Below are 16,673 nucleotides of genomic sequence, written 5' to 3'. Positions count from 1 at the left end.
TGTCCCCACCAGACTCGGGCCATGACCCTGCCCGGAGACCTCGGTCGCGTCCGACTCGACGGCGAGCTGCCGGCGCGCGAGGACCTGCCCCTGGTGTTCGACGCGCTCGACGTCCAGCTGGCCACCCAGGTGTACCTGTGGGCCCTGCCGCTGGTCTCGTGCGCGCAGTGGCAGCACCAGCACCGCACGGTGTTCCTGGCGACCGAGTACGACATCGTCCACTACGTCACGTACGCCGACCGGCTCGGCATGATCACCGCGAACGCCACGACGCCGTACCTCGTCGCGTTCGTCGACCTCGCCCGCACGGGTCCGCTCGTGGTCGAGGTGCCGCCCGGACCGGTGGCCGGCCGGGCGTCGGACTTCTGGCAGCGGGACTTCGCGATCCTCGGGGAGACGGGGCCGGACCAGGGCGGCGGCGGCAAGCACCTGATCCTGCCGCCGGGCGTCGAGGAGCCCCCGCTGGACGAGGAGTTCTATGTCCACCGGGCCACCGGGATGAACGTCATGTTCGGGTTCCGCACCCTGGACCCGGACCCCGTGCGCGCGCAGGGCATCGTCGACGGTCTGCGGATGACCCGGCTCGACCGGCTCGCGTCGCCGGCGACCCGGATCCTCTCGCCCGACGGTCGCCGCTGGGACGGCGACCAGCCCCGCGGGCTCGCCTACTTCGAGATGCTGCACGCGGTCTACCAGGACGAGGTCGTCGACGAGCGCGACCGGTTCTTCCTCGCGATGATGCGGCAGCTCGGGATCGAGAAGGGTGCGCCGTTCGCGCCCGACGAGCGGCTGCAGCGGATCCTGGCCGAGGGTGCGTCGGCGGGCGAGGTCATGGCGCAGGCCAACACGTTCGCCAAGCGGTTCGAGGGCTCGGCGTACTGGCCGGACCGGGCCTGGGACCTCGCCGTGCCGATGAGCAACCCGGCCCAGCGAGGGCCCTGGTACGACGAGCTGTTCGAGCGGGCGTCGTGGTTCTACGAGGCGGTGGGCTGCTCCGCGGACATGACGAGCCAGACGCCCGGCAAGGGTTGGGCCTACCTCGCCGCCTACACCGGGTCCGACGGGCAGTGGCTCGACGGCGGCCGCGACTACACGCTGCACGTGCCCGCCGACGTGCCCGCGGCAGGCTTCTGGTCCGCCACCGTCTACGACGTCCGGACGCGCTGCCTGATCGACAACCCGCAGCAGCGCGGCGACCGCGACTCGCGCGACGAGGACCTGGTCCGCAACGCTGACGGGTCGGTCGACCTCTGGTTCGGCCCGGACGAGCCGGCCGACCGCGAGGCCAACTGGGTGCAGACGATCCCGGGGCAGCACTGGTTCTCGTACTTCCGGTTCAACGGTCCGTCGGAGCCGTACTTCGATCGGACGTGGATGCTCGGCGACATCACGCCACGGTGATCACAGGTGCCGTGCGTCGTCCGTGACGTCGCCGACCGACACGTCCACGCGAACGCGCGCCAGCGGGGGGTCCGTGAGGCCCAGGGTCTCTGCGACGGCGGTCGCGGCCCGGCGGCGGACCTCGTCGGCGAGCGGCAGGAGGGGCGTGCCGTACAGCGCGACGACCTCGACGGTGAGGCGGTCCAGGTCGTCGTCGGGCGTGGTCGTGCAGGTGATCCGCAGGGCGCCGGCCCGCGGGAGGTCGGCGAGCGCGTCCCGCACGCGGGCCACCAGCGCTGTCGACGCCACCGACAGCTCGCCGCCCGGCAGCCGGCCGCGGACGGGCGCCGACGGGCGGAAGGCGCGGACGGCCGCGGCGACGACGTCGTCGCGCAGCGCGACCCAGCCGGAGTCGGTGTGCTCGCGCAGCGTCCGGGCGGCCTGCGCGAGGAGCTGGTCCCCGTTCATCGCCACGCCTCCATCCGCCGGATCAGGTGGGCCCGGGCCCGGTGGAGCTGGCCGCGGACAGTGCTCGTCGTCGTGCCGGCGACCTCGGCGATCTGGTCGTAGGACATGCCCTCGACCTCCCTCAGCAGCCACGTCGAGCGCGGACCCGGCGGGAGCTCGCGGAGCGCGATGTCGAGCGCCTCGCGCAGCTGCGCCGCCTCGGCCGACCGCTCGGGGTCGACCGCGTGACGATCCACCTCGTCGTCCGGGGCGAACGGCAGGGGCATCGCGGTGCGGGGGCGGAGACGCTGCAGGGACCGCACCTTGTGCGCCGTGATGGCGAACAGCCAGGTGCGCAGCGTGGACCGGCCCTCGAAGTGCGGCAACGAGGTCCACGCGGCGGAGAAAGCCTCCTGCACGCAGTCCTCGGTGTCGCGAGGATCATCGAGCATGCGACGGGCATAGCGATAGAGCGCGGGACCATGTCGGTCGACGACGACCGCGAACGCCCGGCGGTCGCCGAGCCCGGCTCGCCGGGCGAGCACCTCGTCGGGAACCTCGTGCTCGTCCATCCCGAGCACTGTCTGCCCGGCTGCCGACGAGCGCATCCCGACAGGTGTGACGCACGTCACACCCGGCCCGGTGTGACGAATCGGGCGGAACGCCGACCAACCAGGGGCAGGCGCCGATCCAGCGCCCGCAATCGTCGAGAGAAGGACACCATGAGCGAGTCCACAACCGTCGCGGCCCCAGCTACCCGCACGCGCCAGAGCGCGCTCGTCACCCCCGAAGGCAGCACGACGATCGCCGACACCGTGGTCAGCAAGATCGCCGGCATCGCGGCGAGCGAGGTGACCGGCGTCCACTCCCTCGGCGGTGGCGCCGCCCGGGCGATGGGCACCCTGCGTGAGCGCATCCCCGGCGCGCGCACCAACCACTCCCAGGGCGTGTCCGTCGAGGTGGGGGAGACCGAGGCCGCGGTCGACCTCGACCTGGTCGCCGAGTACGGCGTCTCGATCGCCGACCTGGCCAACGGCATCCGCCGCAACGTCATCAGCGCCGTCGAGCAGATGACCGGCCTGCACGTGGTCGAGGTCAACGTGTCCGTCAACGACGTGCACCTGCCGCAGGACGACGCGCAGCCGGCCGCCCCGCAGGAGCAGCGGGTCCAGTGACCGACCCCGACGGGCCGGCGCAGGACGTGCCGACGCCGCTGGAGATCGCTCCGGACGTCGCGCGGCTCGACGTGGTCGAGCCCGGAGTCGCCGTCATCGCCGACGACGCCCCGGACCCGATCACCCCGGCCGAGGCCGTGGCCGCCGCGGTGCTCGCGGTCCCCGGCGTGGTCCGGCTGCACGGCGGACGGTTCGGCGAGCTGGGCACCTACCTGCCCGGACGCCGGGTGACCGGGGTCCGTCTCGACGACGAGGGCACCGAGGTGCACATCGTCGTCTCCGACCTCGTCCCCGTGCCCGACACCGCGGCCCGCGTCCGGCGCGCGGTCTCCGCGATCGCCCCGATGCCCGTCCGCGTCCACGTCGAGGACATCGACACCATCGTCTGAGGAGTCACCATGTCAGCTGTCGCCATCGGGCTGTTCGCCGGCCTGCTGCTCGCGCTCGTCGCCGCCGTGGGCGGGTTCAGCATGTTCGTGCTCGCCCTCGTGCTCGCGGCGGTCGGGGTGCTCGTCGGCCTCGTCGTCGAGGGTCGCCTCGACGTCTCCGGGCTCGTCGCCGGCCGCCGCCGTGGCTGACGTCCGCGGCACGCTCACCATCGCGGACCGCGCGCTGACCCGGATCGCCCGCCAGGTGACGCTCGAGGTGCCAGGCGTCGCTCCGGAGGAGTCCGCGGGGACGATCGAGCGCCGGCTCGGGCGCGGCTACCCCCGGGTGCACTGGCAGCGTGCCGGCACCCACGCGCGGGTCGAGGTCGAGGTCGCGATCGCCTGGCCCGCCTCCGCCGCGCGGGTCACCACCGAGGTGCAGGAAGCCGTGCGTCGCGAGCTCGAGCGGCAGGCGGGCCAGGACGTCACCTACGTGGGTGTCGCCGTGCGCGAGGTCGTGCGCGCCACGGCCGACTCCCGACCGGTCGCGAGGGTCCGATGACCCACGTCGAGACCCCGCGCGGCTTCGCACCCGCGGCCGCGGCGACCCGCGCCGGCCGGGTCGGCTGGTGGAGCATCGCGCTCGCGGTGCTGCTGGTCGCGCTCGGCGTGATCGTGGTCCGCGACGCCCTCGTGGCGGCCGGGACCATCGACGGCGAGCCGTGGATCGCCCCCGCCGTGGACCGCCTCGACGGCGTCGGACCGTCGACGCTGGTCGCCGTGGTCGGCGTCCTGCTCGCGCTGCTGGGCCTGTGGTTCGTGACGGTCGCGCTCGGCCGCCGCGTCCGCACGCGCCTGGCCGTGACGTCGTCGGCGGGCACCACCATCGGGATCGGCGATGCCGCCCGCCTCGCGGCCGCGGCCGCCGACGACGTCGACCGGGTGCTGTCCGCCCGTGCCTCGGCCACCCGCCGCTCCGTCACGGTCACCGTGACCACCTTGGAGGGAGACGACGTCACCGACGCCGTTCGGGGGGCGGTCACGGCGCGGCTGGCGCCCCTGGTGCAGCCGCTGTCCGTCCGCGTGACCAGCACGGTGACCGCGGGTCTGCACGCGGGGGGTGACCGACGATGAGGCGCTCGGTCCTCGCGTTCGACCGCGTGGTCCTCCTGCTCCTCGGGCTCGTCCTCCTGGTGGTCGGCGTCGCCGCGGTCGGGTGGCAGGTCGGCTTCCTGGGCGACGTGTGGCCGGGTGTCCCGTCGTCCGTGGAGGTCGACACGAGCCAGGTGACCGAGGCGTCCAGCTACGCCGTGCTCGCGGGCGTCGTGGGCGTCGTGCTCGTGCTCCTCGGCCTGTGGTGGCTCCTGGCCCACCTGCCGCGCCGCTCCGTCGGGTCGCTGCGGCTGCCGGCCGGGCAACAGGCCGGCCGGCTGGTGGTCGACCCCGGTCCGGCCGCGGCCACCGCCGCCGAGGTGCTGGCCGACGACCCCCTGGTCCGGTCCGCGCGCGGCGCCGTGCTGGCTGATCGCGGCGAGCTCGTGGTGCGGCTGCGCGCCACCGTCGACCCGGACTCGGACCTCGACGCCGTCGTCTCGGCCTGCGATCGCGTGCTCGCCGACCTCGCGCACGTCCTGCCCGCCGAGCAGCTGCGCTCACGCGTCGAGCTGTCCGTGCTGCGGCGCGGGGAGGCCGCACCGCGCGTGCAGTGACGATGTCGGACGCCCGGTGCAGACTCGACGCACCGACATCCGTCGAGTTCGAGGAGCACGCCATGGGCAAGGACGCGGTCACCGGCTGGGTCGAGCGGTACGAGCACGCCTGGCGGGCCCAGGACGTGGACGGGCTGGACCGGCTCTTCCACGAGGACGCCCGCTACCTGCGCTCCCCGTACGACCCCGAGCCGCTGGAGGGTATCGACGCCATCCGCGGCTTCTGGAAGGACGACACCCCGTTCGAGATGACCGCGACCGTGATCGCGGCCGACGGGCCCGACGCCGTGGTCCGGGTCGAGGTGCGGTACGGCGGCGAGAAGCCGCAGGAGTACCGCGACCTGTGGGTGCTCCGGTTCGGTCCGGACGGGCGCGCCGAGCTCTTCGAGGAGTGGGCCTACTGGCCCGAGAAGACGTACACGACGTCGGGCGACGCCTGACCCGTGCAGCCGTTCACGGTGCACGTGCCCGACGAGGTCCTCGACGACCTCCGGGACCGCCTGCGCCGCACGCGCTGGCCGGCCACGCTGACGTCCGTGGGCTGGTCGCGCGGCGTGCCGGTCGACTACCTGCAGGGGCTCGTCGGTCATTGGCTGTCCGGGTACGACTGGTGGCGGGCCGAGGCGCGGCTGAACGCCGTCCAGCAGGTCCGGACGCAGCTCGATGGCCAGACCTTCCACGTCCTGCACGCACGCTCGGCCGATCCCGCCGCGCTGCCGCTGGTGCTCACGCACGGGTGGCCGGGGTCGGTGCTCGAGTACCTGGACCTGCTGGCACCGCTGACCGCACCCGGACCGGATGCCTTCCACGTCGTGGTCCCGTCGCTGCCGGGCGTGGGCTTCTCGACGCCGCTCGCCGACGAGGGCTGGGACCACCGCCGGATCGCCCGGGCCTGGGCGGACCTCATGGCGTCGCTCGGCTACGGGCGGTACGGCGCGGCGGGCGGGGACACGGGGTCGGTGGTGTCGCCCGAGCTCGGGCGCGTGGCACCCGGCAGCGTGGTCGGGGTCCACGTCCACGGCAACCTCGACGTGCCGTCGGACCACGAGGCGCGCACCGACGCCGAGCGCGAGCGGCTGGCGTGGGCCGCCCGTCGTCGCGAGACCGACCGTGGCTACTCGACGCTGCAGTCAACCCGGCCGCACACGCTCGGGTACGCGCTGGCGGACTCGCCGGTCGCGCAGCTCGCGTGGATCGTCGACAAGGTCCACGACTGGACCGATCCGGCCGTCGACGACCCGGCCGAGGCCGTCGGCCGCGACCACCTGCTCGACCTGGCGACGCTCCTGTGGGTCACCGGCACCGGCGCGACGTCGACCCACCTCTACTACGAGAACCGGGTCGCGCCGGCCCGGCCGGTCGTCGCCGACGACGTCCCGTTCGGCCACGCCCTGTTTCCGACCGACCCGGCGATCCGGCACGTCGACGCCCGCGCGCACCGGCTCGTGCACTGGACCGAGCACGTGCGCGGCGGCCACTTCGCGGCTCTGGAGGCGCCGGACCTGCTGGTGGGCGACCTGCGCACGTTCTTCCGCCCGCTGCGCTGACGAACTCGTCACCTACCCGCCGCGGTTGGGCGGCTCGAAGTGGATCCCGTCGTGCCCGGTCGCCTCCTCGGCGCGGATGACGTGCATGACCGCGTTGATGAGCGCCAGGTGCGTGAACGCCTGGGGGAAGTTGCCCAGGTGGCGGCCGGAGCGCGTGTCGATCTCCTCGGCGTACAGGTTGAGGGTGCTGGCGAACGACAGCAGGCGCTCGCACAGGGCCCGTCCTCGGTCGAGCTCCCCGATCTCGACGAGGGCCGAGACCAGCCAGAACGAGCAGATGGTGAAGGTGCCCTCCTCGCCGGACAGGCCGTCGTCGGTCTCCTCGACGCGGTAGCGCAGCACGAGGCCGTCGGTGGTCAGCTCGTCGGCGATCGCGAGGACGGTCGCGCGCACCCGGGGGTCCTCGGCCGGCAGGAAGCGCAGCAGCGGGACCAGCAGGAGCGAGGCGTCGAGGGCGTCGGACCCGTAGCGCTGGACGAACACGCCACGCTCGTCGACCCCGTTCGTGCAGATGTCGGCGTGGATCTCGGCCGCGAGCTTGCTCCACTGGGCGGCGAAGTCGTGCTCGTCGTGCATCCGCGCCAGCCGGGCGCCGCGGTCGAGGGCCACCCAGCACATGAGCTTGCTCGACGTGAAGTGCTGGGGCTCGCCGCGGACCTCCCAGATGCCGCGGTCAGGCTCGTGCCAGTGCCGGATCGCCGCCTCGACCTGTCGCTTGAGCACCGGCCAGAGCGCCTCGGGCAGCTGTTCGCGCGAGCGGGTGTGCAGGTAGACCGAGTCGAGCACCGCACCCCACACGTCGTGCTGTTGCTGGTCGTAGGCCGCGTTGCCGATGCGCACAGGCTGCGCGCCCTCGTAGCCGGACAGGTGACCCAGCTCGAACTCCTCGAGCCTCTCCTCGCCGCCGACGCCGTACATGATCTGCAGGTCCTTGTTGTCGAGGCAGACGTCGTGGATGAACGCGAAGAAGTCGTTGGCCTCGCGGTCCAGGCCGAGCGTGTACAGACCCCACAGGGCGAACGTCGAGTCGCGGATCCACGCGTAGCGGTAGTCCCAGTTGCGCTCGCCGCCGGGCGTCTCGGGCAGCGAGGTGGTGGCCGCCGCGAGCAGGGCGCCCGTCGGAGCGTAGGTGAGGCCCTTGAGGGTCAACGCGCTGCGCTGCAGGTAGGTGCGCCACGGGTGGTCGGGGAAGACGCCCTGCGTGATCCACTCGCGCCAGAACTCCTGCGTCCGCCACAGCTGGTCGGCGGCGGCCTCCCACGTGGCGGGCGCCGGGAGGGGCGACCAGGACAGTGCGATGTAGGCCTTGTCGCCGTTGACCATGCGGGTGCGGGCCGACGCGGTGCGTCCGTCGATGCCCATCCGCAGGCTGGACGTGAGCCGCAGCGTCGGGCAGCGGGAGCCCTCCGGCGGTGTCGCGCGGACGGCGTTGTAGCCGTTGCCGTCGTACTCCCACTGCACCTCGCCACGGCCGTAGTCCGGCGACGGGTCGCACTCCACCTGCAGGTCCACCGTGCCGCTCACGCAGGTGACGGTGCGCAGCAGGATGTGCTCGGCGTCGTCGTCGGTGGGCGTGCGGCGGTGCGTCGCCGACCGTTCGTCCTGGTTGTGCCACGGGCCCATGACCATGGCGTCGCGCACGATCAGCCAGCCGGTGGGCGTCTGCCAGGTGGTCTCCAGGACGAGGGTGCCGGGCAGGTACCGGCGGGCCGTCGGGACCCGGATGCCGTGCGGGCCCACCCGGAACGAGCCGGCGCCACGGTCGAGGATCGCCGCGAAGATGCTGGGTGAGTCGGGCCGGGGGACGCACATCCACTCGACGGCGCCGGTCGGGGAGATCAGGCAGTTCGACTCGCAGTCGGACAGGAACGCGTAGCTCGCGATGGGCGGGAAGGGCGAGCGGTGGGCGCCGTCGGAGTCCGAGGTGGCGCGGGCGACGGCGGTGCTGGGCGAGGGCGTGGGGGCCGGCGTCATGGTTCAGCGTGACCGATCCGCCCGAGAATGTCAGTACAGGAGGCTGACGATCTCGTACGTCTCGGGCCGTGCCTGCGCCTCGACGCGCTCGTGGGCGAGCGCCAACGCCTCGGCCGGCGTCGCGACGACGCCGCTCGCGTGCAGCTCGGGCGCGCAGCTCAGCACGCCGTACAGCGGGCCCAGCGGGTTTCCGTCGTCGTCGCACTTGCCGACGGCGACGACGAACACCCGGTGCAGGACGTCGGGGGTGGTGTCGGTGAGGAGCGTCACTCCTGAGACATCGGCACGTCGGGACCGGTCCTGGAACGAAAGCGTCGGGCATGCCGTGAACGACCCGTGAGAAGGTCGTGCTCATGCCCGCTGTCATCCGGCCGTTCCACCCCTCCGACCTGCCGTCGCTCTACCGCATCTGCTTGCTGACGGGCGAGGTCGGAGGCGACGCGACCACGCTGTACAGCGACCCTGACCTGCTCGCGCACGTGTACGCCGGCCCGTACCCGGTCGCGGACCCAGGGCTCACGTTCGTCGTCGTCGACGAGCTCGGGATCGTCGGCTACATCGTGGCGACCGCCGACACCGCCCGGTTCGAGCAGTGGCTGGAGCAGGCCTGGTGGCCGGCCTTGCGCGCGCGGTACCCGCTGCGGGAGGACCCGCGCGACGGCACCGAGGACCACGTGCTGGTGCAGCGGATCCATGACTGGCCGCGTGCCGACGAAGCCCTGGTCGAGCGGTTCCCCGCGCACATGCACATCGACCTGCTGCCCCGCGCGCAGGGCCAGGGGCTCGGGCGCCGGCTGGTCGAGACGCTGGCGGAGACCCTGCGAGGTCGCGGCGTGCCTGGCCTCTACCTGGGCGTCGACGACCGGAACGAGGGCGCGATCGCGTTCTACCACCGGGTCGGGTTCGAGCTGGCCGACAAGCACGACTGGGGACGGACGCTGACGCTCGACCTCACGTGACGGGGGGTTCGTCTCCCGGGGGAGCGTCCCGCTGCAGACCGAGGACCCGGTCGACGTCCGTGAGCGTCGCGCCGGGCAGCGCCATGACCGCGCGCAGGCGCTCCAGCGGGTCCTCGGGCGAGCCGGCCGGCCGTGCGGCAGCCTTGCGGGGCGTCAGGAAGATGTTGGCCAGGTAGCCGGTGAACGTCCCGAAGATGCCGACGCCGACGACGATGATCATCGATCCGATCACCCGACCCGCATTGGTCACCGGGTAGCGGTCGCCGTAGCCGACGGTCGAGATCGTCGCGATCGTGTACCAGAGCGCGTCGGACGCGTCGGTGATGTTGGCGCCGGGAGCGTCGATCTCGACGCGCAGGACCGCCATGCTGCCGAACTGGAGCACGAGGATGCCCGTGAACAGCAGGGTGTAGAGCGCGCTGCCTGCGCGGTCGCGCACCAGCCTCCGCAGGACGGTCCGGCCGCCGACCTGGCGCAGCAGTCGGAACACGCGCACGAGGCGGAAGATCCGCAGGAACTTGAGCTGCGCGAACGGCAGGCTCGCCAGCAGGTCGGCCCAGCCGAAGTGCCGGAAGAAGTAGGCGCTGCGCGAGGGTGCGGTCGCGAGCCGGTAGCTGAAGTCGATGAGGAAGATGCCGCTGAAGATCGCGTTCATCACCAGCATCACCTCGTCCAGGGCGCCGCCCCGCGGGGCGAAGGCGATGAGGACCAGGTTGAAGATCGACAGCAGCGAGAGCGCGCCGATGAAGATCTCGTAGCCGATGTTCTTCAGCTCAGTGCGCTTCGCGCTCACGATCGGAGTGTCTCAGCCGGGGCGCGGCGTGGCGCTGACCGACGCGGGCGAGGACGGGGCAATGTCCCGTCATGACGGCGGTCAATGACTGCTTGACTCTGGTGCAGTCGGAGGCGCACTCTTGGGGAGACGTCGCAGGGCCGGATCCCCAGGAGGGTGGGGATCCGGCCCTGCGCGGACGTTCGGGGGTGGGACGGAGTCGTCGCGACCACGTGGTGCTGGGAGCGGGTGACGAGAATCGAACTCGCGCTATCAGCTTGGGAAGCTGAAGTTCTGCCACTGAACTACACCCGCGCGACCGACAGGATCGGTCCGGCAGAGAGCATACCCGGATGGGTCGCCGCCGCCGAACTCAACCCCGCAGGGTCATGGTGAACGCGCCGCAGCGCTCCTCGCCCGGGTCGAGGACGAAGACGCCGGTCCCCGGCACTCCGGCGGCGTGCAGCGAGAAGCCGTTGTTCACGTTGGTCACCGGCTCGACCGCGAAGTAGGACCGGCGCCGGGGGGCGTAGACGACGAGGTGCGCGTACACGGGGTCGGCGTGCACGTCGACCGAGACGCCCAGGTCCTCGTACGTGATCCGGGCGGGCGCGCCCGGCTCCCAGTCGGTGAGGACGTCGTCGACGAACCCGGAGCCCAGGCGCCGGGCCACGCGGAAGTCGGCGCGCGCCGGCACGTCGCCTGCGGGGCCCTGCGCGAGCGCGTTGACCAGCGAGTAGCCCTTGCGGGTGGGGACCTCGAGCACGGGCTGGCCGGGGGTCGGCGGGGCCGGCGTGCCCACGGGCTCGAGCGTGCGCTGCAGGTACGGGTGGTGCCCGAAGCCCGCCGGGAACGGCTCGACGTCGATGTTGCGCACGGAGGTGCCGACCGTGAGCCGGTCGCCGGTCAGCGCGTAGGTGATCTGCGCGCGGAACTGCCAGGGGAAGTTCACGCCGACGAGCCCGGTGGTGTCGAGCTCGAGCACGACCCGCGACTGCGACCGCTCGGTGACCGACCAGGCCGAGTACGCGACGGCGCCGTGGATCGCGGTCCCGTCGGCGCCGTTGCGCTGGAGCTGCCACGAGCGGCCGCCGAACGTCAGCAGACCGTCGCTGATCCGGTTGGACCACGGCACCATCGGGAAGCTCGAGCACTTCTCGGGCTGGCCCAGTGCGGTCGGCCGGGTCGGCCGCAGGAGGTCGCGCCAGACCCCGTCGGACGTGCGGATCCGGCCGCCCGCGAGCGACGCGCCAGTCGCCGGGAGCACGTCGACCTCCCACGACGCGCTCCGCAGGGTGACCACCCGCGACGTCTCGAGTGCGGGTGGCGCAAGCGCTTCGATCTCCTGGACAGCCGTCATCGCAGCATCCCGTCGGCCCCCGGCGGGGTCAGACGGTGACCTCGACCTGGACGACCTGACCCGCGGCGGCGTACGGGACGAGGTTGCCCTCGACCGAAGTGCCGTCGACCGTCAGGCGCCCGCGGGCGCCCTCGGTCCCGGAGTTGGTCACGCGGATCTCGTACGTGGCGCCGCGGGCGACGCGGGTCACGGTGAACGACGGGACGTCGGGGCCGATCTGCGGGTCGACGACGAGGCCGTCGTAGTCCGGGCGCACGCCGAGCAGGTACTGCGACACCGCGACGAAGTTCCACGCCGCCGTGCCGGTCAGCCACGAGTTCTTGGCCTCACCGGCGCGCGACGCCTCCTTGCCGGCGATCATCTGCGCGTACACGTACGGCTCGAGCTTGTGCGTGTCCGAGATCTCCTCGCGGTACGCCGGCGTGATCCGCTTGTAGTAGTCGAACGCCTTCGCGCCGCGGCCCACCACGGTCTCGCCGATGATCACCCACGGGTTGTTGTGGCAGAAGATGCCGCCGTTCTCCTTGTACCCGGGCGGGTAGGTGGAGACCTCGCCGAGCTCGATCTGGTACGTCGTGTACGCCGGGTACTGCAGCACCAGGCCGTGCGGGGTGCCCAGCATCTCGCCGACCGAGTCGAGCGCCTTGATGGCGGGCGACTCCGTGGACGTCCCGTCCACGCCGATGCCCGCCATGACCGCGAAGCCCTGCGGCTCGATCCAGATCTTGCCCTCGGGCTTGGCGTCCGTGCCGATCGGGTTGCCGTAGAAGTCGTACGCGCGCAGGAACCACTCGCCGTCCCAGCCGTGCTCGAGCACCGCGGCGCGGACCTCGTCGACGACCTTGCGGGCCTGCGAGGCGACCTCGGTCAGGCCGCGGCGCGACGCCAGCTCCGCGAACTGCGCGCCGTAGAGCACGAACTGCGCGGCGATGAACACGGACTCGGCGTGCCCGCCGGCCTGGTTCTCCGTCGTCTGGAACGACTCGCCCGGCGTGGTCGAGAAGCAGTTGAGGTTGAGGCAGTCGTTCCAGTCCGCGCGGCCGATGAGCGGCAGGCCGTGCGGGCCGCGGTTGTCCACCGTGAACTGGAACGAGCGGACCAGGTGCTCGAAGAGCGGCACCTCGGAGCCGGGCGCGTTGTCGAACGGCACGGGCTCGTCGAGGATCGCGTCGTCGCCGGTCTCCTTGATGTACGCGGCCACGCCGGCGATGAGCCACAGCGGGTCGTCGTTGAAGCCCGAGCCGATGTCGTTGTTCCCGCGCTTGGTCAGCGGCTGGTACTGGTGGTAGGCCGAGCCGTCCTCGAACTGCGTCGAGGCGATGTCGATGATGCGCTCGCGCGCACGCTCGGGGATGAGGTGCACGAAGCCCAGCAGGTCCTGGTTGGAGTCGCGGAAGCCCATGCCGCGGCCGATGCCGGTCTCGAAGAACGACGCCGAGCGCGACATGTTGAACGTGACCATGCACTGGTACTGGTTCCAGATGTTGACCATCCGGTCCAGCTTCTCGTCGTCGCTCTTCACCGAGTACGTCGACAGCAGGCCGGTCCAGTGCGCGCGCAGCTGCTCGAACGCGGCGTCGGTCTGCTCGGTCGTCGCGAAGCGGCCCAGCAGCGCGTGCGCGGGCTCCTTGTTGATGACCTGGTGGGCGTCGTCGGCCCACTTGGCCTCGTCCGGGTTCTCGATGTAGCCGAGCACGTAGGTCAGCGCGCGGGACTCGCCCGGCTCCAGCGTGAGCTCGACGGAGTGCGAGCCGATCGGGTACCAGCCGGACGCGACGGAGTCGGCGGACTTGCCGCTGCGCGGGACGGTCGCCTCGCCGAGGCCGTTGTAGGCGCCGACGAACGTGTCGCGGTCGGTGTCGAAGCCCGTGGCGTGGGTGTTCACGCCGTAGACGGCGTAGTGGTCGCGGCGCTCGCGGTACTCGGTCTTGTGGAAGACGGCCGACCCGTAGGGGCCGTCCTGCTCGACCTCGACCTCACCGATCGACAGGTTGCGCTGGTAGTTCGTCTGGTCGTCCTGCGCGTTCCAGAGGCAGAACTCGACGAACGAGAAGAGCGAGATCGTCTTCGCCTCGTCGGAGGTGTTGGTGACCGTGACCTTCTGGATCTCGGCCGTCTCCCCGATGGGCACGAAGAACAGCGTCTCGACGGAGATCCCGCGGCGCTCGCCCGTGATGCGCGTGTAGCCCAGGCCGTGGCGCGTCTCGAAGTGGTCGAGGTCGGCCTTGACCGGCAGCCACGACGGGGTCCACACGTCGCCGCCGTCGTTCACGTAGAAGTACCGGCCGCCCGCGTCGGCGGGGATGTTGTTGTAGCGGTACCGCGTCAGGCGCCGCATCTTGGCGTCGCGGTAGAACGAGTACCCGCCGGACTGGTGCGAGATGAGCGAGAAGAACTGCTCGGAGCCCAGGTAGTTGATCCACGGATAGGGCGTGTGAGGCGTCTCGATGACGTACTCGCGTGCCTCGTCGTCAAAATGGCCGTACCGCATGGACATGCCCCTCGAGTGCTCGGCAGTGGCGCCCGCTGCTCCCGACCTCCCCCCGCAGCAGCGCGGGTGGTGCGTCGTGGCTTCCGGCGCGATATCAGTGTGCGAGAGCGCTCCCACGCATCTCTCGGACGGAAGCATAGCCGCCCGGCTCGGCTGGTGGAACGGGCTCGGGGGCCGACGAGGAGAAAACCCTCATCGGCCCCCATCCCGCTCAGGCGGCGAGGACCTGCGCCCTGACCCGGACGCGGCGCGGGTCCAGGCCGACGGCGATGACCGTGCCGACCACCAAGTGGAGCGTGAGCAGGGTGCCCCGCGCCGCTGGCGTCGTCGCGCCGAGGGGGCCGAGCAACGACACGAGCAGGACGATTCCGCAGGTCAGCCACCAGGCGACCGGTGTGCGGTTCTTCAGCCACGTGCGTACGGCCCAGCCGCCGAGCGTCGCGACGAGAGCGACGACGACGACGGACGCGGGGCCGACGGTCAGTGGGGGCTGGCCCGCCTCCAGGTCGACGCCGGCGACCGGGACCGCGAGGACCCAGATGGCGACGGCGAGCGCGGTGGCGGTGACGGCGACGAGCCAGACGGGGATCGGACGGGACATGAGGTTCTCCTGACGTCGAGGTGGACGCCATCGACCCTCGTCGGCGTCGTCGTGCGCGTCGTCGGCCGGAGGTGCCCGTCGGCCCCCTCCTTTGGTCGGTGGTGGGCCGCGCCGTGGCGTTCCTACGCTCGGCGCCATGAGCTGCTCCCCGTCCCGTCGCGACCTTCCCGGTGTCCCCGTGCTGCTCGGCCTGCTGGCGGGGATGGCCGCGCTCACTTTCTTCGCCGCGTGGGCCGCCCGGGGCGACGGCGTGCCGCTCGCGGTTGACCTGCTGCTCGGGGTCGCTGCCATGGCGGTCCTGCCGCTCCTGCGCACCCGACCGCTGCTGGGTGGCGCCCTGCTCGGGGTCCTCTCCGCGCTGAGCCCGGCCGCGACCCCGTCCGCCACGGCCGGCACGTACGTCGTCGCGCGGCGCGAGCGGCTGAGGATCGCCATCCCCGTGGCGGGTGCGAGCATCGTCGGGCACGCGGTCCAGGCGCTGTGGCGGTCGGTGGGGCTGCCGCTCGGGTGGTGGCTGCTGTGCGACGTCGCCGTGCACGCGGCACTGCTGGGCTGGGGCGCCTACGGCCGGACGCGGGACGCGCTGGTCGAGGAGTGGCGGGCGCGGGCGCGGCGCGCCGAGCAGGAGCAGAGCCGCAAGGTGGCCGAGGCGCGCAACGCCGAGCGCACGCGGATCGCGCGGGAGATGCACGACACGCTGGCGCACCGGCTGACGCTGCTGGCGACGACCGCGGGCGCGCTGGAGTATCGGTCGGACCTGTCGCCGGAGCAGGTGCAGGCGGCCGCGGGCGTCGTGCGGACTGCCGCGGGTGAGGCGCTGGACGAGCTGCGGGCCGTGATCGGCGTGCTGCGGGAGTCGCCGGAGGAGCTGCGGCCGACGCCGGGCATCGCGGACGTGGTCGCGCTGGTGGAGCAGGAGCGCAGGGCGGGAGCGCGGGTCTCGCTGGAGGTGGCCGAGCTCGTCGTGCCCGCCGCGGTCGGCCTGGCCGTCTACCGGACGTGCCAGGAGGGCCTGACGAACGCGCGGAGGCACGCCCCGGGTTCGGCCGTCGACGTCGTCGTGCGCAGAGACGACGGGCTCCGGGTGCGCGTGGTGAACGGGCCGGGCGGCCGCGGCCTCGGACCGGGGACCGGGACCGGCCTGATCGGGCTGACCGAGCGGATCGAGCTGCTGGGGGGGACGGTGTCGGCGGCGTCGACGGCGGACGGCTTCGCGCTGGAGGTGTGGCTACCGTGGGAGGCGTGACCGTCCGGGTGCTCGTGGTCGACGACGACGCGCTCGTGCGCTCCGGGTTGACGCTCATGCTCGACGGCGCGCGCGGGATCTCGGTGGTCGCGCAGGCGGCGGACGGCGGCGCGGTGCCCGCGGCGCTCGACGCGCACCCCGTCGACGTCGTCCTCATGGACCTGCGCATGCCCGGCGTGGACGGCATCGCGGCGACCCGGGCGGTGCGGCGGCGGCAGGACCCGCCGGCGGTCGTCGTCCTCACCACGTTCGACACCGCCGACGAGGTCGAGGCCGCGATGCACGCCGGCGCGAGCGGTTACCTGCTCAAGGACACCGACCCCGAGCGCATCGTCGAGGCCGTGCTCGCGGCCGCCGCGGGCGAGCCGGTGCTGTCGCCGCGGGTGGCCCGTCGGCTCATGGACGCGACCGCCCGGGCGGGTGGCTCCCGGGCGGCGGCGCGGGCGTCGCTGGGCCTCCTGACCGACCGCGAGCGGGACGTCGTCGCGGCGATCGGGCGCGGGGCGAGCAACGCCGACATCTGCCGCGAGCTGTTCGTCTCGCTGGCCACGGTCAAGGCGCACGTCTCCAGCGTCCTGCTCAAGCTGGGGCTGGAGAACCGCACGCAGGTGGCGCTGCTGGCCCGGGATGCGGACCTGCCCTGA

The 16,673-nt window shown here is 72.6% G+C and carries 20 protein-coding genes and 1 tRNA gene; 12 read left to right on the top strand and 9 right to left on the bottom strand.

The annotated features are described in order from the left end of the window. Positions 1 to 21 precede the first annotated feature (21 nt). Positions 22 to 1,401: a DUF1254 domain-containing protein gene (locus ACXJKA_RS13410; RefSeq protein ID WP_456825700.1), complete on the top strand. Its 1,380-nt coding sequence runs from the start codon at positions 22 to 24 to the stop codon at positions 1,399 to 1,401. On the opposite strand, the gene ACXJKA_RS13405 is transcribed toward ACXJKA_RS13410, so the two are convergent. Further along, complete coding sequence (locus tag ACXJKA_RS13405) at positions 1,402 to 1,848, bottom strand: hypothetical protein (RefSeq protein WP_456825699.1); 447 nt, start codon at positions 1,846 to 1,848, stop codon at positions 1,402 to 1,404. Continuing rightward, the gene (locus ACXJKA_RS13400) at positions 1,845 to 2,399 is read right to left on the bottom strand and encodes an RNA polymerase sigma factor (protein WP_456825698.1); all 555 of its coding nucleotides are present in this window, start codon (positions 2,397 to 2,399) and stop codon (positions 1,845 to 1,847) included. The genes ACXJKA_RS13405 and ACXJKA_RS13400 overlap by 4 nt, the downstream gene beginning before the upstream one ends. A gap of 150 nt (positions 2,400 to 2,549) precedes the next feature. Here ACXJKA_RS13400 and ACXJKA_RS13395 point away from each other — a divergent pair, with 150 nt between their 5' ends. The 8 genes from ACXJKA_RS13395 to ACXJKA_RS13360 all read left to right on the top strand — a co-directional run bounded on the left by ACXJKA_RS13395 (position 2,550) and on the right by ACXJKA_RS13360 (position 6,626). Continuing rightward, entirely contained in the window at positions 2,550 to 3,002 is a 453-nt protein-coding gene (locus ACXJKA_RS13395) for an Asp23/Gls24 family envelope stress response protein (RefSeq protein ID WP_456825697.1), read from the top strand. Next, positions 2,999 to 3,391, top strand: a complete 393-nt coding sequence (locus tag ACXJKA_RS13390; RefSeq protein ID WP_456825696.1) for a hypothetical protein — start codon at positions 2,999 to 3,001, stop codon at positions 3,389 to 3,391. Before ACXJKA_RS13395 ends, ACXJKA_RS13390 begins: the two co-directional genes overlap by 4 nt. Before the next feature lie 9 nt (positions 3,392 to 3,400). Continuing rightward, positions 3,401 to 3,580, top strand: a complete 180-nt coding sequence (locus ACXJKA_RS13385; protein ID WP_456825695.1) for a DUF2273 domain-containing protein — start codon at positions 3,401 to 3,403, stop codon at positions 3,578 to 3,580. Beyond that, on the top strand, positions 3,573 to 3,932 hold the full coding sequence (locus ACXJKA_RS13380) for an Asp23/Gls24 family envelope stress response protein (RefSeq protein ID WP_456825694.1): 360 nt from the start codon (positions 3,573 to 3,575) through the stop codon (positions 3,930 to 3,932). The genes ACXJKA_RS13385 and ACXJKA_RS13380 overlap by 8 nt, the downstream gene beginning before the upstream one ends. After that, entirely contained in the window at positions 3,929 to 4,504 is a 576-nt protein-coding gene (locus tag ACXJKA_RS13375) for a DUF6286 domain-containing protein (protein WP_456825693.1), read from the top strand. The genes ACXJKA_RS13380 and ACXJKA_RS13375 overlap by 4 nt, the downstream gene beginning before the upstream one ends. After that, entirely contained in the window at positions 4,501 to 5,079 is a 579-nt protein-coding gene (locus ACXJKA_RS13370; protein ID WP_456825692.1) for a hypothetical protein, read from the top strand. The genes ACXJKA_RS13375 and ACXJKA_RS13370 overlap by 4 nt, the downstream gene beginning before the upstream one ends. A 62-nt stretch (positions 5,080 to 5,141) precedes the next feature. Beyond that, entirely contained in the window at positions 5,142 to 5,519 is a 378-nt protein-coding gene (locus tag ACXJKA_RS13365; protein ID WP_456825691.1) for a nuclear transport factor 2 family protein, read from the top strand. Between the two features lie 3 nt (positions 5,520 to 5,522). Further along, positions 5,523 to 6,626 (top strand): epoxide hydrolase family protein, encoded by a 1,104-nt coding sequence (locus ACXJKA_RS13360; protein ID WP_456825690.1) that lies wholly within the window; start codon positions 5,523 to 5,525, stop codon positions 6,624 to 6,626. A 12-nt stretch (positions 6,627 to 6,638) separates the two neighbouring features. On the opposite strand, the gene ACXJKA_RS13355 is transcribed toward ACXJKA_RS13360, so the two are convergent. Further along, on the bottom strand, positions 6,639 to 8,600 hold the full coding sequence (locus tag ACXJKA_RS13355) for a glycoside hydrolase family 15 protein (protein ID WP_456825689.1): 1,962 nt from the start codon (positions 8,598 to 8,600) through the stop codon (positions 6,639 to 6,641). Between the two features lie 30 nt (positions 8,601 to 8,630). Further along, positions 8,631 to 8,870, bottom strand: a complete 240-nt coding sequence (locus ACXJKA_RS13350) for a hypothetical protein (RefSeq protein WP_456825688.1) — start codon at positions 8,868 to 8,870, stop codon at positions 8,631 to 8,633. Positions 8,871 to 8,953: 83 nt separating this feature from the next. Here ACXJKA_RS13350 and ACXJKA_RS13345 point away from each other — a divergent pair, with 83 nt between their 5' ends. Continuing rightward, positions 8,954 to 9,559 (top strand): GNAT family N-acetyltransferase, encoded by a 606-nt coding sequence (locus tag ACXJKA_RS13345; protein WP_456825687.1) that lies wholly within the window; start codon positions 8,954 to 8,956, stop codon positions 9,557 to 9,559. Here ACXJKA_RS13345 and ACXJKA_RS13340 read toward each other — a convergent pair. The 5 genes from ACXJKA_RS13340 to ACXJKA_RS13320 all read right to left on the bottom strand — a co-directional run bounded on the left by ACXJKA_RS13340 (position 9,552) and on the right by ACXJKA_RS13320 (position 14,783). Next, positions 9,552 to 10,352: an ion transporter gene (locus ACXJKA_RS13340; RefSeq protein ID WP_456825686.1), complete on the bottom strand. Its 801-nt coding sequence runs from the start codon at positions 10,350 to 10,352 to the stop codon at positions 9,552 to 9,554. The genes ACXJKA_RS13345 and ACXJKA_RS13340 overlap by 8 nt on opposite strands. Positions 10,353 to 10,575: 223 nt before the next feature. Further along, positions 10,576 to 10,646, bottom strand: a tRNA-Gly gene (locus tag ACXJKA_RS13335). A 58-nt stretch (positions 10,647 to 10,704) separates the two neighbouring features. Beyond that, positions 10,705 to 11,691, bottom strand: coding sequence for an aldose epimerase family protein (locus tag ACXJKA_RS13330; protein ID WP_456825685.1), 987 nt, complete (start codon positions 11,689 to 11,691; stop codon positions 10,705 to 10,707). Between the two features lie 28 nt (positions 11,692 to 11,719). After that, positions 11,720 to 14,182: a GH36-type glycosyl hydrolase domain-containing protein gene (locus ACXJKA_RS13325; RefSeq protein WP_456825729.1), complete on the bottom strand. Its 2,463-nt coding sequence runs from the start codon at positions 14,180 to 14,182 to the stop codon at positions 11,720 to 11,722. Between the two features lie 211 nt (positions 14,183 to 14,393). After that, positions 14,394 to 14,783, bottom strand: coding sequence for a DUF6069 family protein (locus tag ACXJKA_RS13320; RefSeq protein WP_456825684.1), 390 nt, complete (start codon positions 14,781 to 14,783; stop codon positions 14,394 to 14,396). A gap of 136 nt (positions 14,784 to 14,919) precedes the next feature. Here ACXJKA_RS13320 and ACXJKA_RS13315 point away from each other — a divergent pair, with 136 nt between their 5' ends. Continuing rightward, positions 14,920 to 16,029, top strand: a complete 1,110-nt coding sequence (locus ACXJKA_RS13315; RefSeq protein WP_456825683.1) for a sensor histidine kinase — start codon at positions 14,920 to 14,922, stop codon at positions 16,027 to 16,029. Continuing rightward, positions 16,026 to 16,673, top strand: a complete 648-nt coding sequence (locus ACXJKA_RS13310) for a response regulator transcription factor (RefSeq protein ID WP_456825682.1) — start codon at positions 16,026 to 16,028, stop codon at positions 16,671 to 16,673. Before ACXJKA_RS13315 ends, ACXJKA_RS13310 begins: the two co-directional genes overlap by 4 nt.

It is taken from the genome of Cellulomonas sp. P5_E12 (assembly GCF_054049315.1).
The sequence above is the reverse complement of the archived record's forward strand: the minus strand, read 5'-3'. Positions and strand labels throughout refer to the sequence as shown.

Bases quoted from the DNA above. Each gene is read 5' to 3' on its own strand.
- ACXJKA_RS13410 (WP_456825700.1), top strand. From the start codon at position 22: ATGACCCTGCCCGGAGACCTCGGTCGCGTCCGACTCGACGGCGAGCTG.
- ACXJKA_RS13395 (WP_456825697.1), top strand. From the start codon at position 2,550: ATGAGCGAGTCCACAACCGTCGCGGCCCCAGCTACCCGCACGCGCCAG.
- ACXJKA_RS13345 (WP_456825687.1), top strand. From the start codon at position 8,954: ATGCCCGCTGTCATCCGGCCGTTCCACCCCTCCGACCTGCCGTCGCTC.
- ACXJKA_RS13385 (WP_456825695.1), top strand. From the start codon at position 3,401: ATGTCAGCTGTCGCCATCGGGCTGTTCGCCGGCCTGCTGCTCGCGCTC.
- ACXJKA_RS13320 (WP_456825684.1), bottom strand. From the start codon at position 14,783: ATGTCCCGTCCGATCCCCGTCTGGCTCGTCGCCGTCACCGCCACCGCG.
- ACXJKA_RS13400 (WP_456825698.1), bottom strand. From the start codon at position 2,399: ATGGACGAGCACGAGGTTCCCGACGAGGTGCTCGCCCGGCGAGCCGGG.
- ACXJKA_RS13325 (WP_456825729.1), bottom strand. From the start codon at position 14,182: ATGCGGTACGGCCATTTTGACGACGAGGCACGCGAGTACGTCATCGAG.
- ACXJKA_RS13375 (WP_456825693.1), top strand. From the start codon at position 3,929: ATGACCCACGTCGAGACCCCGCGCGGCTTCGCACCCGCGGCCGCGGCG.
- ACXJKA_RS13330 (WP_456825685.1), bottom strand. From the start codon at position 11,691: ATGACGGCTGTCCAGGAGATCGAAGCGCTTGCGCCACCCGCACTCGAG.
- ACXJKA_RS13315 (WP_456825683.1), top strand. From the start codon at position 14,920: ATGAGCTGCTCCCCGTCCCGTCGCGACCTTCCCGGTGTCCCCGTGCTG.
- ACXJKA_RS13365 (WP_456825691.1), top strand. From the start codon at position 5,142: ATGGGCAAGGACGCGGTCACCGGCTGGGTCGAGCGGTACGAGCACGCC.
- ACXJKA_RS13370 (WP_456825692.1), top strand. From the start codon at position 4,501: ATGAGGCGCTCGGTCCTCGCGTTCGACCGCGTGGTCCTCCTGCTCCTC.
- ACXJKA_RS13405 (WP_456825699.1), bottom strand. From the start codon at position 1,848: ATGAACGGGGACCAGCTCCTCGCGCAGGCCGCCCGGACGCTGCGCGAG.
- ACXJKA_RS13355 (WP_456825689.1), bottom strand. From the start codon at position 8,600: ATGACGCCGGCCCCCACGCCCTCGCCCAGCACCGCCGTCGCCCGCGCC.